The organism is Rhodococcus sp. NS-SX18, from assembly GCF_057367935.1.
This window is the reverse complement of the sequence record NZ_CM170633.1, coordinates 5,346,272-5,360,850: the sequence shown is the minus strand read 5'-3', so window position 1 is coordinate 5,360,850 and position 14,579 is coordinate 5,346,272. Positions and strand designations below refer to the sequence as shown.

The following is a 14,579-nucleotide window of genomic DNA, read 5'->3' as shown; positions in this document are numbered from 1 at the left end:
TCAGGTTACAGTCGGGGAGTAGGCAGCACCAGAGCGAACCATCCCCGCGTCCCGGCGAATCGGGTAGCGCGGCGCGGGGATCGGTCGTCGCCGGTGTTGCGCTCGCACAGGCACAACCGTGACGGAAGGCCCCCATGAACCTGAAGCTCACCGACGAAGAGCTCGCGTTCCGCGACGAACTGCGCACGTTCTTCACCACCGAGTTCCCCGCCGAGATCCGAGAGAAAGTCGCTGCCGGCCGGCACCTGGAACGCGACGAGGTCGTCCGGAGTCAGCAGATCCTCAACGCCAAGGGATTGGCGGTGCCGAACTGGCCGGTCGAATGGGGTGGCAAGGACTGGACCCCCGTCCAGCGCCACATCTGGCTCGACGAGATGCAGCTCGCCTCCGTGCCCGATCCGCTGCCGTTCAACGCATCCATGATCGGTCCCGTGATCGCGCACTTCGGGTCGCAGGAACTCAAGGAACGCTTCCTGCCCGCCACCGCGAACCTCGACATCTGGTGGTGCCAGGGATTCTCGGAGCCCGAGGCCGGCTCCGACCTGGCCTCCCTCAAGACCCGCGCAGTGCGCGATGGTGACGACTACATCGTCAACGGCCAGAAGACGTGGACCACCCTCGCCCAGCACGCCGACTGGATCTTCTGCCTGGTGCGCACCGACCCGGATGCGCCGAAGAAACAGGCCGGCATCTCGATGCTGCTCATCGACATGAACACCCCCGGCCTGACCGTCCGTCCGATCAAGCTCGTCGACGGCAGCTACGAGGTCAACGAGGTCTTCTTCGAGAACGTGCGCGTCCCCGCCGAGAACCTCGTCGGCGAGGAGAACGCGGGCTGGAGCTACGCGAAGTTCCTGCTCGGCAACGAACGCACCGGTATCGCCCGCGTCGGGGCCACCAAGGTCCGGCTCGCCCGCGCCAAGCAGCTCGCCGCACAGACCCGGGCCGGATCCGGCACCCTGCTCGACGATCCGCTGTTCGCCGCGCGCCTCGCCGAGATCGAGAACGAGCTCCTCACGCTCGAACTCACCCAGCTGCGGGTGGTCGCCGGTTCCGCCGACGGCAAGCCCAATCCGGCGTCGTCGCTGCTCAAGCTGCGCGGCTCGGAGCTGCAGCAGGCGGTCACCGAACTGCTCACCGACATCGCCGGTCCCGACTCGCTGCCGGTCGGCGCGGAGGGTATCGACTCGCCGGAGTGGGCGCAGCGCACCGCCCCGACCTACCTGAACTACCGCAAGGTGTCCATCTACGGCGGATCGAGTGAGGTGCAGCGCTCGATCATTGCCTCCTCGATCCTCGGATTGTGAGCCACTGTCATGAACTTCGAACTCGATACCGAACAGGACCTGCTTCGCAAGACGGTCCGGGACGTGCTCTCGGGCACCTACGACACCGAGACCCGTAACAAGGTCGCCGACACCGACCGCGGCTGGAGCGCCGACGTGTGGCGCCAGCTCGCCGAACTCGGCGTGCTCGGCCTGCCGTTCGCCGAGGAGCACGGCGGAATGGGTGCCGGCCCGGTGGAGATCATGGCCGTGATGGGCGAGATCGGCCGGGCGCTGGCCCCCGAACCGCTCCTGAACGCGGTGTTTCTGCCGGGCGGCCTCGTCGCCGAGATCGGCACCGACGAGCAGCGCGCGGACATCCTGCCGCGCCTCTCGGAGGGCGCGCTGCTGCTCGCGTTCGCCCACGACGAGCCGGGCAGCCGCTGGCCGGCAGCCGAGGTCGCCACGAGCGCCGCCCGCAGCGATGACGGCTGGGCCCTCACCGGCCGCAAGAACCCTGTGCTGCACGGGGACTGCGCCGAGACGTTCCTGGTCTCGGCGCAGCTGCCGGACGGTGGGGTCGGGCTGTTCCTCGTCGACGCCGACGCGACCGGCGTCACCCGCACCGCGTACCGCACCCACGACGAGCGCCGCGCCGCGCAACTCGTCCTCGACTCGGCGGCTGCCGTGCCGCTCGGTGAGGCCGCGGACGCCACCGCGGCGATCACCGCCGCCCAGGTGCGGGCTCAGGCCGCGCTGTGCGCGGAGGCCGTCGGCGCGCTGTCCGAGACGCTCCGCCTGACCACCGACTACCTCAAGCAGCGCAAGCAGTTCGGTGCTCCGCTCGCCCGTTTCCAGGCGCTGACCCACCGCGCGGCCGACATGTACGTGCTGCTCGAACTGGCGTCGAGCATGAGTCTGTACGCCACCATGGCTCTCGCCGACGGCATCGTCGACCCGACCATCGCGTCGCGGGCGAAGCTCCAGGTGGGCCGGTCGGCGCGCAAGCTCGGGCACGAGGCGATCCAGATGCACGGCGGTATCGGCATCACCGCCGAATACCCGGTGGGCCACTACGTGAGCCGGCTGACCGCGATCGAGCACACGCTCGGCACCATGGAGGACCACGTGCGGGTGCTCGCCGGGTCCGTCGCGGACTACGACCGCATCGAGGTCGCCGGCATGTGACGATGCGGGCTCACTCCCGGGGCAGCAGCGTCCCCAGCGGTCCGAAGTCGATGTTGAGATCCTCGGGGGTGAGCCCGAAATGGTCGCGCAGCTCCCCCATGCGCTCCTCGAGCAGCATGAGGGTGGTGCCGATCCGCTCGATCTGCTCGTCGCTCAGGTCGCCCTCGTCCACGCGCCGCAGCGCCTGCCGTTCCATCAGTTGCCGCAGCAGCTCCACGAGGGTGAGCACGAGCGTGACCAGCCCGCGCTCGACCGACTCGGGATCGGAGTCGATACGCGGCGGAATGCCCTCGAATTCAGTCATCGGCCGGAAGCTCCAACGCGTCCCGCGGGACGGGCGGCTCGATCGCCGTGACCGACAGTGTGCTGACGGAGGAGATGAGCGCTCGCAGCGAGATCTGCACCATGTCGACGTCCGCGATCGAGAGCTTGATGTCGCCCGTGATGACGACACCGCCGGCGAGCACCCGGTCCAGCAGATCGATCAGGGCGATGCGGCGCTCGCCGTCCACGGACGGGTCGACGTGCTTCATGTGGTCTCCCGTTCGACGCCGGCGAACGAGTAGGGCGGCCACGGCCCGGTCAGCTCGAGCCGGATTCCCGGGTACTCCTTGCCGAGTTCCTCGACTGCGGTGGCGAACTCGTCCGCGCGGTCGTCGTCCACCAGGTAGGTGCCGTTGAGCACCATCCAGTCCCGGCGGCCGCTCAGCGCCGGATCCGTCGCGGCCTGCCGCCGGCCGGCGGCGGCCTGCCGCAGTAACCGGGAGTGGATCTCGTCGGCGCGGGCCGCGGCGTCGCGTTCGACGGACTCCTGCGCGGCCAGCTGCGCGCGGCGGCGGAGCAGATACGCCGTGCCCGATCCCTTGGCGCTACTCGCGATCTGCGCCTCCGCCACGGCGTCGGCGAGCGCCTGACGGTCGCCGTACGCCTTGACACCCCATTCGGTGCGGCCGGTCACGAGGGTCAGCGCCGACTCGAAATCCGCCTGCCGCTCGTCCAGCAGGTCGCGCACGCGGGCGTCGTCGAGGTAGACGGTCGCCAGGCGCAGCGGGATCGCCGGGCCGCGCTGGGCGACGGCCGAGACGACCGCGTCGTGCGTCCGGGCCGTCGCCTCGAGCCATGGCATGTCCTCGAGGTGGCGTTTCAGCGCTTCCGCCCCGAACACCTCGAGTGGCACCGAACCCACGACGGCCGTGAGCCCCCCGGACCCCACGGCGCGTACCGCCTCACCGGCGACGCCCGTCAGCTCGCCGAGGTCCTTCTCGGCGAGCCGGTCGTCCGTCACGGCGTACAGCCACACTCCCGTTCCGTCAGTCACGGTCCTCCTCTTCGTCACGGGCGCTCTCGACGGCCGCGCGCCGGTCCTGCCCGGCCTCGAGTTCGGCGATCCGCTCGCGCAGCCGCCGGTTCTCGAGTTCCAGCTTGTCGTCCTCCCTGTCGAGCTCGCGGTTGCGGGCCTTGCTGCTGAGCCACGGATCCGACTCCCACCAGTCGATGCCCACCGCCTTCGCCGTCTCGAGTGACGCGACCACCAGCCGCAGTTTGATGGTGAGCAACTCGATATCGAGCAGGTTCACCTGGATGTCCCCGGCGATCACGAGGCCCTTGTCGAGGACCCGCTCGAGGATGTCGCCGAGGTTCGTCGACTGATGGCCGCCCCCGTACGGCTGCGGCGACGAACTGCCCCCCACCACCGTCATCGTCGGTCCCTTTCGCCGATGTCACTGCTGCCGCGGCCGTACCGTTTGGTCCGGCGGTACGCCAGCAGGTTTCCGTCCAGGTCGATCTCCACCTCGTAGAGGGCCAGCATGTCCGCCGACGACGGAATGCGCCGGTCCTCGAGCACCTCGACCTCCACGGTCCAGCCGTGATCCGTGGGTTCCACCGACGTGGCCCCCTGCGGCTCCTTCGACGTCAGCTCCACGAGGTGCTCGAGGGCGGCCGCGGCGGCCTGCGCTGCCGTCAGGGGCGGCAGTTCGCCCGCTTCCTCGTCGTCGTGGACGTCGCCGGAATCCTCGGGCGTGGCCTTGGCGCTCACGGGTTGTCACTCCCCCCTCGCGGCGGGTGTCGTGCCGCCGCCCGGCCGGATCATGCGGTCCAGCACCGCCTGCTGTGCCTTCTCCTTCTCTTCTTCCGACAGATGTCCGGCCGCCGCCGCCTCGTCGATCTCCTCGAGTTCCTTGCGGATGGTCGCGGGGTCGTGCATCTTCTGCTCGACCTGGTCCTGGATGACTTCGCCGAGCCAGAGCACACCTTTGACCGGCGCCAGCGGCAGCGTGAGGATGGCCGAGATCAGTCCCATGCGTCAGCCCTCCGGTTCCCGCTTCATCACGAAGTCGTACGCCGCCATCGGGCCCAGCAGCGTCATCTCGACGCGGCCGTCCCATTCCTGTGCGAGCGAGCCGACCGCCTCCTCGAGTTCGTCCTGCCGGTCGAGCTCGACGAGGACGGCGATGTGCGCCGCGTCCTCCTCGTGGGTGGGCTGCCGCTCGTTGACCATCGGTTCGAGGGCCTCGAGGGCGTCGATCACCCGACGGGTGTCCTCGGCGCGTTTGGCCTCGATCGCCTGGTTGATGATCTCCCCGAGCGCCATTCGGGCGTCGCGGGTGGCATCCTCCGACTTGTCGCGGATCTCCTCGCGCAACCGGGCGGCCTCGGAGTTCTCGTCGAGTACCTCGCGTAGGAGGGCATTCTCGACATAGCGGCCCTTGATCACGAACTGTGCCCGGCCCTCGAGCTCGTCGAGGGCCGCCTTCAGCTCGTCGTGGTTCTCCTCGAGCAGCTCCTTCTCCACCGCCTCGGCGTCCGTCATCACCGCCCCGAACCGCAACGGCAGCACAGGCGCGACGGCCGCGGAACCGTCCAGCAGTTCCGCGTGGGCCTTCAGATCGTCGGGCGTGCCGAGGGGCCGGTCGACCGAGATCTCGCTGACGAGGGCGGCGATGTCGCCGTGGCGCACCACCGCGACGTCGCTCTGAGGCTTTCCCACGCCCTTCGCGTGCTCCTCGGGCTCCACGTCGGCCGGCACGATGCCGTAGACGTACATCGCGGTGCTCTGCCCGCCTTCGCTCTCGGGTGCCTCTGCGGCCTGATCGGTGGACATCAATCCCCCCTTCGCTTCGGTCGGCTCGCCGTCTGCCGCTTGTCCTCGACGTCGCCGAGGAAGTCCATCACCTTCTCGCCCGCGGCCTCGAGCGCGCCCTTGGTCTTGTGCTTCGCCCCGCCCTGGGTGATGTCACCGACGAGGTCGGGCAGGCCCTTCGGTTCGTTGTCGGAGATCTCCAGCCGGTTCACCGCCTCGGCAAACCGCAGATAGGTGTCGACGCTGGCCACGACGATGCGTGCGTCGATGGTCAGCAGCTCGATGCCCACCAGCGACACTCGCACGAACGCGTCGATGACGAGTCCCTTGTCCAGGATGGTGTCGATGACGTCGGCGAGGCCGGAGGAGTTCGGCCGGGCCATCGTGCCGCCGCCTCCTCCTCCGCCCCCGCCGCCGGCGGGTTGGATGGTCATGTGCGTGCTCCTCGCCTGGCGCCCCTACGTGTGCCCGTGCGCCGCCGCCGTGCCGGTGCCTCCTCCTCGTCCTCCTCTTCGGGCTCCTCCTCGGTCTCGTCCTGCAGGCCTTCGTCCTCGTCGTCCTGCAGACCCTCGTCCTCCTCGTCCTGCTCCTCGGGGAGTTCGTCCTCGGCCTCGTCCTCGGCGCCTTCGTCCTCGGCCTCGTCCTCGGTCTCGTCCTGCAGGCCTTCGTCCTCGGCGCCTTCCTCTCCGGCGTCCTGCTCCTGCTCTTCCTGTTCCCGTTCCTCCTCCTCGCGCCGGGCGGTCTCGTCGTCCTTGACGACTTTGCTTTCACGGATCTCCCCGTGCCAGCCCACGACATCGTCCGGGTGCAGAACTGCCTCTGTCATCACGTGCCGCTCGAAGTGCTTGAGTTCCAAGCGCGCTCGTCGACCGACAGCGCGCCACAGGTTGGCGGTCTTCTCGAACAACCCCCGCGGGTGGTACTCGAGCACCATGATGATCCGGGTCAGATTGTCGGCGAGCTCGTGGAAGGTCACCGCCCCGTCGATGTAGCCCTTGGCGCCCTTCGAGCGCCACACGATCCGATCGAACGGAACCTGCTCGAGGATCGTCGACTCCCAGTTGCGCCGGGACCAGAAGACCTTCCCGGTCCATTGCAGCTTCTCGTCGGAGGCCTGCTCGACCTGCTCGACCTTCTTCATGAACTTCGGCCAGTCGGCGAATTGCGTCCACAGGTCGTAGGCGAGGTCGATCGAAACACCGACGTCGATCTGCTCGACGATGTTGGTGAGCTTGAGCTTCTTGTTGCCGCCGCCCTTACCCTTGCCTTCGCCGCCGCCGAGGGATTCCTTGACGTCGTCGAACTTGTCCTTGGCGGTCTGCTTGACGTTCTCGAACCCGCCGCTCAGCGCCGCGGTGATCGGCGACTTGCCCTCGGCGGACTTCTGCACACCGGTTATCGCGCCGAGCAGATTCCCGCCGCCGCCCTCGGCATAGTCGTTGAGGCGTCCCGCCGTTCCGGTCACCTTGTCGGAGACCGTCGACAGGGCACGCTCGGCAAAGGTGCCGGCCAGGCCCTGCAGCGACTTCTGCAGGTGCTTGGTGGGCGAGAGATCCTGTGCCGCTTTGCCGGCGCTGCCGGCCGCCCCGGTGGCCGTCTTTCCCGCCCGTCCCGCGGTGCCGGTGGCGGTCTTCCCGGCCTTGCCGGCCGTCTCCCTGGCGGTCTTGCCCAGCCGGCGGGTGGCGTCTTCGAGTGATCGCGTCATCGGACTCACTTCCTCGTGCGCCGGACCGGAGCGCGCCCGGTGGCGGATGCCTCGGCACGGGTGCTGCGGCGCCGGGGCTTCGCCGGCTCCTCGTCCTCGTCGCCGGACTCCTCCGGTTCCTTCGCCTTCCGGGCTCGGGATGTCTTGGGACGGCTCGCGGATTCGGCAGTGCGTCGCCTGGCGGCCGGCCGTCGGCGCGCGGGCTTGGGAGCCTCCTCTTCCTCCGCCTCCTCCGGAGCGCCCTCTTCCTCTTCCGGCGTTTCCTCCTCTTCGGACTCCTCGTCCGGGTACTCCTCCTCGGCGGACTCCTCGGCCGGTTCTTCCTCGTATTCGCCTTCTGCGTACTCGTCTTCGGGCTCCTCGCCGGCGTACTCCTCTTCCTCCGGCTCCTCCTCGGAAACCTTGGGACGCCCGGCGGCCCGCTGCTGGAGTCGCTCGTTGAGCGAGTCGATCCGATTGCTCGCGGCGGTGACCGCGGCCGCGCGGGCGGCGCTCATCAGCTCACCCCGCACCGAATCGGTGATCTTGACCAGTTCCGGTGAGGACCCGACCATCGAGGCCCCACGCTTGAGGATGTCCTGCGGATTGCTGGGCAGGCGTCCCGTCAGGCCTGCCCCCGCGAGCATCAATGCCAGCCGCATCTTGTGCGTGCGTCCGAGGAAGTATCCGATACTCACCCCGGCGGCGACTCGTGCCCCACCTTTCATGACCATTCTCCTTCGCCTGCACGTGGCCGCGGTTGCGGGCAGGTTTCCGGTCGCGCACGGTGTCTCGTCCGATGCGGTGGGCCCGCGGTGCGGTTCGAATGTGATGTAGCCCACACTACGCATTTCAAACATCGATTCGCTGACGATCGACCGGAATGCCCATCCGTCACGACAGGGGTGTGATAACGAACCGATCGGTATGCCCAAGCGGCGTTTCCGGGCGGTGCGCCGCGGGTATCGCAACACTCGACGGGGCGCGGCTCCGTCCTCGCCGGAATCCACAAGGAGGGCACCATGGCTCACCTCGCCAACAGGATGATGCACAAGGCCGAGGAGATGGTCGGCAAGACCCGCTACAACCTGGGCAAGCGGACCGGAAACAAGAACCTGCAGAGCGTGGGTCGGCGCGGCCAGGTCTCCGGGCGAATCAAGGGGTTCGGTGACAATCTCACGCACGCGGTAAGGAATGCCCAAGGGCGATTCAAGAACAGGTCACATCGCTCCGATCTCCGCTGAGCCGTCATTCGCAGGCGGCGATGCCGCAGGCGCGCAGGGCGAACGCCGCCTCGGGCCCGACGATCTCGCCGACCAGGGTCAGGAACCGGTCGACGAACGCGGGCCCGTGCGGCGGTTCGGTCGGGTCGTCCGGATCGGACGGGTCCAGATGGTGTGCCAGCTCGTGCAACACCACCAGTTCCCGGAACGCCCACGCGGTATTGGCGTGGTGCTCCGGGAGTGCGATTGTGGCGCAATCACTTTCGTAGTGGGCGGCAGAATTTCCGGCGCGTGCCCGGACGCGTGCTCGCACCGACGCCCGCGGCCAGCGGGCCCGCACCCAGTTCAGCGCCAGCACCGAGTCCACATACGCCTGGACGGACTCGAGGGAGGCGAAGCGCCGCTCCACCGGCAGCGTGACCTGCGATCCGGCCAGCTCCACCACCCGCAGGCCGCGCTCGTCGGCCCGGTCGAACATCGTGCGTACCAACGATTCCGCCTCGTAGACGGCGGTCCTCTGGGTGTCGCGCAGCCGGGTCACCGCGGCAACCTCGGGGCCGCGGCCGGCAGTTCCGGGCCGGTACCCAGGCGCGCCTGCCGCCCCGCTCGGTCCCCGGCACGACGGGCGTCGGACGAGTGTCCCACCCCCGTCGCGGGTCCGCGCCAGCTGCCGCGCGCCTCGGACGTGCTGCGGTAGAAGTCCCGCAGCTCGATCTGTTTGTCGCGCAGCGCCAGGGCCGCCCCGGGCGTGTCGACGCTCGCCTCCCGCTCGATGTCCTGCTTGGCGTCCGACAGTCGCTGCCCGATGCGCGTCGCGAATGCCGACTGGAAGTTCAGCCGCGCGGTGACGGCCGCGACGGGCCGGCGCACCCGCGTGCGCACCCGCCGCCCCCCGCGCGTCTCGACCACCGTGCGTACCGTCGTCTCGTCCTTGTAGGTGCCCGAACGCAGGTACGCGTCGGAGGCGCGGACCATCTGCACCAGCAGTGACGAGTACAGGGCCTCGCACACGTCGATGTCGGAGGCGAAGCCGTAGGCGTAGATCACCGTCGACGTCGTGGTGATATCGCACTGCACGTCGTTGGCGGCGGCGATCGCCAGGAAGAGCTGCGCGTACGTGCGCAGCCCCTTCTTCCCGCTCTCCCCGATAGTGATCAGGCGCTGCACCGGCGCCGCCCGGCGCTCCCGGCTCGCCGTGTGGGCACGCGCGACCGCCAGATCCACCGACGCGGCCGTGGCCAGCCGCTGTGCGGCGGCGAGGAACGCGTCGGCTTCGTGGGGGTTGTCGGTGGATTCTGCCTGACGGAGCAGGCCACCGATGCGGGTCAGCATCTTCTCCGAACTCACTCAGGCAGGTTACGCCTGCCGTGGTGCCTTTCCGGGCCTGTGGCGATCCGAGAGGACACCACGGCGACGGGGTCGCCTATTCTCCTGCCATGGCCCCAGTGACCTTCGACCACGCGACCTGTCTGTTCCCCGGGTCGAATACGCCTGCCGTCGACGCGCTGAACCTCGAGATCGAGGACGGCGAGTTCCTCGTCCTGGTCGGTCCGTCCGGCTGCGGCAAGTCCACCTCCCTGCGCATGCTCGCGGGGCTCGAACAGGTGCACAGTGGGCGCATCCTCATCGGGGGCCGCGACGTCACGGCGCAGGAGCCCAAGGACCGGGACATCGCGATGGTGTTCCAGAACTACGCCCTCTATCCGCACATGTCCGTCGCCGAAAACATGGGCTTCGCGCTCAAGCTCGCCAAGACGCCGAAGGCGGAGATCCGGGCGCGGGTCGAGGAGGTGGCGAAGATGCTCGACCTCGAGCAGTACCTCGACCGCAAACCCAAGGCGCTGTCCGGCGGTCAGCGGCAGCGCGTCGCCATGGGCCGTGCCATCGTCCGTCAGCCGCAGGTGTTCCTGATGGACGAGCCGTTGTCCAACCTCGACGCGAAGCTGCGCGTGCAGACCCGCACCCAGATCGCGCAGCTGCAGCGCCGCCTCGGCACCACCACCGTCTACGTCACGCACGACCAGGTGGAGGCGATGACGATGGGCGACCGCGTCGCCGTGCTCGACAAGGGGATCCTGCAGCAGTGCGCCTCCCCGCGCGTGCTCTACAACAAGCCCGCCAACGTGTTCGTCGCCGGGTTCATGGGTTCACCGGCGATGAACCTGTTCACGCTGCCGGTCTTCGACCGCGGGGTGATGCTCGGCGACACCGCCGTGCAGGTGCCGCGCGACGTCGTCGGCCGGGTCACCGAGTCCGAGGTGGTGGTCGGCATCCGCCCCGAGCATTTCGAGATCGCACCCGACGGTCTCGCGATGGACGTCGACGTCGTCGAGGAACTCGGCTCCGACGCCTACGTCTACGGCCGCGCCCAGGTCGCCGGCCGTCCGCAGCAGATCGTCGCGCGCGGGGACTGGCGGAATCCGCCGCAGAAGGGCGAGCGGGTGCACCTGCGGTTCGATCCCGACCAGGTGCACGTCTTCACCACATCCGACGGTCGTCGCCTGGGCTGACCGGGTGCCGCGGCGCCGACACGGAACCGATCAAGGTCAGGGGGAATGCCTGCAGTTCGGTGCCCTCCATGCCAGAGTAAGGGCCGATGTCGGTGGCCCGGTGCCGCCGACGAGGGTTTTCTCACGATCTCAACGGGGAGTCATTCATGATTCTGAACTCGAAGGCGATGCGCCGCGCGGCGGTCGCGGCGTCCGCCGCGTCGATGCTGGTGCTCACGGCCTGTTCCTCCGACGGCGGCTCGGACTCGGGCAGCGAAGGGGGCACCGCCGCCGGCGGTGAGGGCCGCGGACCGATCACGATCGTCGAGGGTCAGGATCCGCTGAACACGGCACTCGAGAGCATCATCGCCGACTGGAACGCGGAGAACCCGGACGAGCAGGTCACCTTCAAGCCGTTGGGTAAGGAAGCGGACCAGCAGCGCGACGACATCACCCAGCGCATGCAGGCCCAGAGCGACGAGTACGACCTCATTGCCGTGGACGTCACCAACACCGCCGAGTTCGCGGCCAACGGCTGGCTGCGACCGCTCGAGGGTGACTACGCGATCGAGACCGACGGCCTGCTGCCCGCCACGGTCGACTCGGCCACCTACAACGGCACCCTGTACGCGGCGCCGAAGAACACCAACGGCGCGTTCCTGTACTACCGCACGGACCTGGTCGACAAGGCCCCGGCCACGTGGACGGAGCTGAAGGAGCAGTGCCCGAAGGCGCAGGAGGCGGGCATCGACTGCTACGTCGGGCAGTTCAAGAACTACGAGGGCCTGACGGTCAACGTCTCCGAGATCGTCAACGCCTACGGCGGAGCCTTCGTCGCCGAGGACGGCACCACCCCCGCCATCGACGACAAGACCGCCGAGGGCCTGCAGTTCATTGTCGACTCGTTCGAGGACGGCACCATCCCCGAAGCCGCACAGACCTACACCGAGGGCGAGTCGCAGAACGCCTTCGGTGAGGGCCGCGCCCTGTTCATGCGGACCTGGCCGGGCTTCTTCACCGACGGCGAGTCCTCGTCGGTCGCCGGCCGCTACGGCATCGCCGTGCTGCCGGGCGTGGACGGCCCCGGCGCCTCCACCCTGGGCGGCTACAACGTCGGTATCAGCGCGTTCTCCGACGCGCCGGCGACGGCCCGCGACTTCCTCGAGTTCATGCAGACGCGTAAGTCGCAGACCTACTACGCCGAGGCCGGCGGCGCGCCGGTCCTCGAGGAGGTCTACGACGACCCGCAGATCCTCGAGCAGTACCCGTACTTCGCGACCCTGAAGGAATCCCTGGCCAACGCGCAGCCGCGTCCGGTCACCCCGTACTACTCGCAGGTCTCCAAGGCCATCCGCGACAACGCCTACGCGGCGATCCGCGGTGAGAAGACGGTCGACCAGGCGCTCGCGGACACCCGCGCCGGCATCGAGACCGCCGGCAACTGATGCAGGAGTAGTACATGGCGAAGCCGCAGGTCGAGCCCGCGGATCAGTCGCCTCTCACCACGGTCGGGACCGCAGTGCTCGGTCCCGACCGTGGCCGTGGAGGCGGCCGGCACCGAGCCCCCGAACCCCCCGAGCCGCCGGCCGCGGCCGCGAAGCCGCGCCGGCGGATCCCGGTGTGGGCGTTCGTCGCGCCGACCCTGGTCGTGCTGGCCGTCGTCATCCTGTATCCGCTCGGCCGGGCGGTATGGATGTCGTTCCACGGCGACGCGAAGAAACTCGACCCCGAGACGGGCCGGTTCGTCACCGGCGGTTTCGTCGGAGTCGAGAACTACGTCCGCTGGATCACGCAGACCTGCGGCACCGCGACGGGCTCGATCCCGTGCCCACCGGGCACCCTCGGCTCGCAGTTCTGGGGTTCGGTCGGCAACACCTTCTTCTTCACCGTGGTGACGGTGGCGCTCGAGACGGTCATCGGCTTCGCGATGGCGCTGGTGATGGCTAAGTCGTTCCGCGGGCGCGGCCTGCTGCGCGCGTCCGTGCTCGTGCCGTGGGCGATCCCGACGGCGGTCACCGCGAAGCTGTGGTTCTTCATCTTCGCCAACGACGGCATCGCCAATCAGATCCTCGGCACCGAGATCCTGTGGACCGCCGACCCGTGGCCCGCGCGCTTCGCGATCATCGTCGCCGACGTGTGGAAGACCGCACCGTTCATGGCGCTGCTCATCCTGGCCGGGCTGCAGATGATCCCGTCGGACGTGTACGAGGCGGCGAAGGTCGACGGTGCCACCGCCTGGCAGCGGTTCACCCAGATCACGCTGCCGCTGGTCAAGCCCGCGCTCATGGTCGCGATCCTGTTCCGCACGATGGACGCGCTGCGCATGTACGACCTGCCCGCCATCATGATGGGCTCCAACCCGGCCACCTCGACCATTTCGGTGCTGGTGGTCGACCAGATGCGTCAGGGCGCGAACTCCGCGTCGGCCCTGTCGACGATCACGTTCCTCATCATCTTCGCGGTGGCGTTCGTCCTGGTCCGGTTCCTCGGTGCCAACGCGGTGCGCACGCAGGAAGAACAGCGGAAGGGGACCCCGGCATGAGCCGACCGGGCACCGGCAAGGCACTGCGCGGCAGTATCGGCACCTACGTCGGCGTCGCGCTCATCGTCGTGTGGGGCCTGGCCCCGTGCTACTGGATGATCGTCACGGCGCTGCGCGACCCGGCCGACACCTTCAGCACCACGCTGTGGCCGTCGAATCCGACGCTGCAGAACTTCGCGGACGCCCTGGATCCGTCGGCGAAGGTCAACTTCTCCCGGGCGCTGCTCAACAGCGTGATCATCGCCGGGGCCACCACCGCGATCGCGCTGCTGGTCGGTGTGTTCACCGCCTACGCCCTGTCGCGGTACGACTTCCGCGGCAAGTACTTCGTCACCGGCATCATCCTCGGTGCGTCGATGTTCCCCGTCGTCGCGCTGGTGACGCCGCTGTTCCAGCTGTTCACCGACCTGGACTGGATCGGGACGTACCAGGCCCTGATCATCCCGAACATCTCGTTCGTGCTGCCGCTGACGATCTACACCCTGACGTCGTTCTTCTCCGAGTTGCCGTGGGAGCTCGAGGAGGCCGCCCGCATGGACGGCGCCAGCCGGGGGCAGGCGTTCCGGATGATCATGCTGCCGCTCGCGGCGCCCGCGCTGTTCACCACCGCGATCCTCGCGTTCATCGCGACCGTCAACGAGTTCCTGCTCATGTCGCAGCTGTCGACCGAGAAGACCGCCCCGGTGACGGTGGCGATGGCCCGTTTCACGGGAACCGACCCGTACGTCACCCCGTATGCGTCGATCATGGCGGGCGGCACCCTGGTGATGGTGCCGTTGGTGGTGATGGTGCTGATCTTCCAACGTCGCATCATCGCGGGACTGACCGCGGGCGGCGTCAAGTCGTGAGCCGACGGCCGTCGCGCCGGCAGCGACTCGAGCTGCTGCTCGGGTTCCTGACGATGGTCACGCTGCTGGCGCTGGTCGGCGCGGTCGCCGGGTTGCTGTCCGCCACGCCCGGGGTGGCCCCGTCGCTGCTGCTGCTCGCCTGCGTGGTGGCGTGGGGGCTGACGTTCCGGGCCTGGCGGCGCACCGGCTCCTGAGGGGCTCGCATCGCTGCAGGTCGGGGCCGGTTTCTCGACCCCGGACCGCGGGCCGGACCGGGTC

The 14,579-nt window shown here is 68.9% G+C and carries 20 protein-coding genes; 8 read left to right on the top strand and 12 right to left on the bottom strand.

What is annotated here, in order from left to right; genetic code table 11:
* Positions 1 to 134 precede the first annotated feature (134 nt).
* Together AC2IPW_RS24700 and AC2IPW_RS24695 are read left to right on the top strand one after the other, a co-directional pair.
* Positions 135 to 1,307 carry an acyl-CoA dehydrogenase family protein gene (locus tag AC2IPW_RS24700; RefSeq protein WP_003934964.1) on the top strand — a complete coding sequence of 391 codons (1,173 nt, stop codon included), beginning with the start codon at positions 135 to 137 and terminating at the stop codon, positions 1,305 to 1,307.
* A gap of 9 nt (positions 1,308 to 1,316) precedes the next feature.
* The gene (locus tag AC2IPW_RS24695) at positions 1,317 to 2,453 is read left to right on the top strand and encodes an acyl-CoA dehydrogenase family protein (RefSeq protein WP_124258481.1); all 1,137 of its coding nucleotides are present in this window, start codon (positions 1,317 to 1,319) and stop codon (positions 2,451 to 2,453) included.
* A 10-nt stretch (positions 2,454 to 2,463) separates the two neighbouring features.
* Here the strand turns inward: AC2IPW_RS24695 and AC2IPW_RS24690 are convergent, their stop codons facing one another.
* From AC2IPW_RS24690 to AC2IPW_RS24645, 10 genes are read right to left on the bottom strand one after another with little or no spacing between them, the layout of a single operon-like run.
* Positions 2,464 to 2,757, bottom strand: a complete 294-nt coding sequence (locus AC2IPW_RS24690) for a gas vesicle protein K (RefSeq protein ID WP_486375918.1) — start codon at positions 2,755 to 2,757, stop codon at positions 2,464 to 2,466.
* Positions 2,750 to 2,986: a gas vesicle protein gene (locus AC2IPW_RS24685; protein WP_003934961.1), complete on the bottom strand. Its 237-nt coding sequence runs from the start codon at positions 2,984 to 2,986 to the stop codon at positions 2,750 to 2,752. Before AC2IPW_RS24685 ends, AC2IPW_RS24690 begins: the two co-directional genes overlap by 8 nt.
* Positions 2,983 to 3,771, bottom strand: a complete 789-nt coding sequence (locus AC2IPW_RS24680) for a GvpL/GvpF family gas vesicle protein (RefSeq protein WP_054371771.1) — start codon at positions 3,769 to 3,771, stop codon at positions 2,983 to 2,985. Before AC2IPW_RS24680 ends, AC2IPW_RS24685 begins: the two co-directional genes overlap by 4 nt.
* The gene (locus AC2IPW_RS24675) at positions 3,764 to 4,153 is read right to left on the bottom strand and encodes a gas vesicle protein (RefSeq protein ID WP_003934959.1); all 390 of its coding nucleotides are present in this window, start codon (positions 4,151 to 4,153) and stop codon (positions 3,764 to 3,766) included. The genes AC2IPW_RS24680 and AC2IPW_RS24675 overlap by 8 nt, the downstream gene beginning before the upstream one ends.
* Positions 4,150 to 4,491, bottom strand: coding sequence for a gas vesicle protein GvpO (gene gvpO, locus AC2IPW_RS24670; RefSeq protein WP_289381776.1), 342 nt, complete (start codon positions 4,489 to 4,491; stop codon positions 4,150 to 4,152). The genes AC2IPW_RS24675 and gvpO overlap by 4 nt, the downstream gene beginning before the upstream one ends.
* A gap of 6 nt (positions 4,492 to 4,497) precedes the next feature.
* Complete coding sequence (locus AC2IPW_RS24665; protein ID WP_003934957.1) at positions 4,498 to 4,755, bottom strand: gas vesicle protein GvpG; 258 nt, start codon at positions 4,753 to 4,755, stop codon at positions 4,498 to 4,500.
* A 3-nt stretch (positions 4,756 to 4,758) separates the two neighbouring features.
* Positions 4,759 to 5,556 carry a GvpL/GvpF family gas vesicle protein gene (locus AC2IPW_RS24660; RefSeq protein ID WP_486375917.1) on the bottom strand — a complete coding sequence of 266 codons (798 nt, stop codon included), beginning with the start codon at positions 5,554 to 5,556 and terminating at the stop codon, positions 4,759 to 4,761.
* Complete coding sequence (gene gvpJ, locus AC2IPW_RS24655) at positions 5,556 to 5,969, bottom strand: gas vesicle protein GvpJ (protein WP_017681635.1); 414 nt, start codon at positions 5,967 to 5,969, stop codon at positions 5,556 to 5,558. Before gvpJ ends, AC2IPW_RS24660 begins: the two co-directional genes overlap by 1 nt.
* Complete coding sequence (locus AC2IPW_RS24650; protein ID WP_450120913.1) at positions 5,966 to 7,240, bottom strand: SRPBCC family protein; 1,275 nt, start codon at positions 7,238 to 7,240, stop codon at positions 5,966 to 5,968. Before AC2IPW_RS24650 ends, gvpJ begins: the two co-directional genes overlap by 4 nt.
* Before the next feature lie 5 nt (positions 7,241 to 7,245).
* Positions 7,246 to 7,947 carry a hypothetical protein gene (locus AC2IPW_RS24645; RefSeq protein WP_486375916.1) on the bottom strand — a complete coding sequence of 234 codons (702 nt, stop codon included), beginning with the start codon at positions 7,945 to 7,947 and terminating at the stop codon, positions 7,246 to 7,248.
* 294 nt (positions 7,948 to 8,241) lie between these two features.
* Here AC2IPW_RS24645 and AC2IPW_RS24640 point away from each other — a divergent pair, with 294 nt between their 5' ends.
* On the top strand, positions 8,242 to 8,463 hold the full coding sequence (locus tag AC2IPW_RS24640) for a CsbD family protein (RefSeq protein WP_450120911.1): 222 nt from the start codon (positions 8,242 to 8,244) through the stop codon (positions 8,461 to 8,463).
* A 4-nt stretch (positions 8,464 to 8,467) separates the two neighbouring features.
* Here the strand turns inward: AC2IPW_RS24640 and AC2IPW_RS24635 are convergent, their stop codons facing one another.
* The gene (locus AC2IPW_RS24635; RefSeq protein ID WP_486375915.1) at positions 8,468 to 8,983 is read right to left on the bottom strand and encodes a TIGR04338 family metallohydrolase; all 516 of its coding nucleotides are present in this window, start codon (positions 8,981 to 8,983) and stop codon (positions 8,468 to 8,470) included.
* Entirely contained in the window at positions 8,980 to 9,789 is an 810-nt protein-coding gene (locus AC2IPW_RS24630; protein WP_486375914.1) for a DUF2786 domain-containing protein, read from the bottom strand. Before AC2IPW_RS24630 ends, AC2IPW_RS24635 begins: the two co-directional genes overlap by 4 nt.
* A gap of 89 nt (positions 9,790 to 9,878) precedes the next feature.
* On the opposite strand from AC2IPW_RS24630, the gene AC2IPW_RS24625 reads away from it, so the two are divergent.
* The 5 genes from AC2IPW_RS24625 to AC2IPW_RS24605 all read left to right on the top strand — a co-directional run bounded on the left by AC2IPW_RS24625 (position 9,879) and on the right by AC2IPW_RS24605 (position 14,515).
* Positions 9,879 to 10,952 (top strand): ABC transporter ATP-binding protein, encoded by a 1,074-nt coding sequence (locus AC2IPW_RS24625; protein ID WP_486375913.1) that lies wholly within the window; start codon positions 9,879 to 9,881, stop codon positions 10,950 to 10,952.
* Positions 10,953 to 11,098: 146 nt separating this feature from the next.
* A complete protein-coding gene (locus AC2IPW_RS24620; RefSeq protein ID WP_371382756.1) occupies positions 11,099 to 12,376 on the top strand; it encodes an ABC transporter substrate-binding protein in 1,278 nt (425 codons plus the stop codon).
* 14 nt (positions 12,377 to 12,390) lie between these two features.
* A complete protein-coding gene (locus tag AC2IPW_RS24615) occupies positions 12,391 to 13,473 on the top strand; it encodes a carbohydrate ABC transporter permease (RefSeq protein WP_486375912.1) in 1,083 nt (360 codons plus the stop codon).
* Positions 13,470 to 14,321: a carbohydrate ABC transporter permease gene (locus tag AC2IPW_RS24610; protein ID WP_003934946.1), complete on the top strand. Its 852-nt coding sequence runs from the start codon at positions 13,470 to 13,472 to the stop codon at positions 14,319 to 14,321. The genes AC2IPW_RS24615 and AC2IPW_RS24610 overlap by 4 nt, the downstream gene beginning before the upstream one ends.
* Complete coding sequence (locus AC2IPW_RS24605) at positions 14,318 to 14,515, top strand: hypothetical protein (RefSeq protein ID WP_003934945.1); 198 nt, start codon at positions 14,318 to 14,320, stop codon at positions 14,513 to 14,515. The genes AC2IPW_RS24610 and AC2IPW_RS24605 overlap by 4 nt, the downstream gene beginning before the upstream one ends.
* Positions 14,516 to 14,579 lie beyond the last annotated feature (64 nt).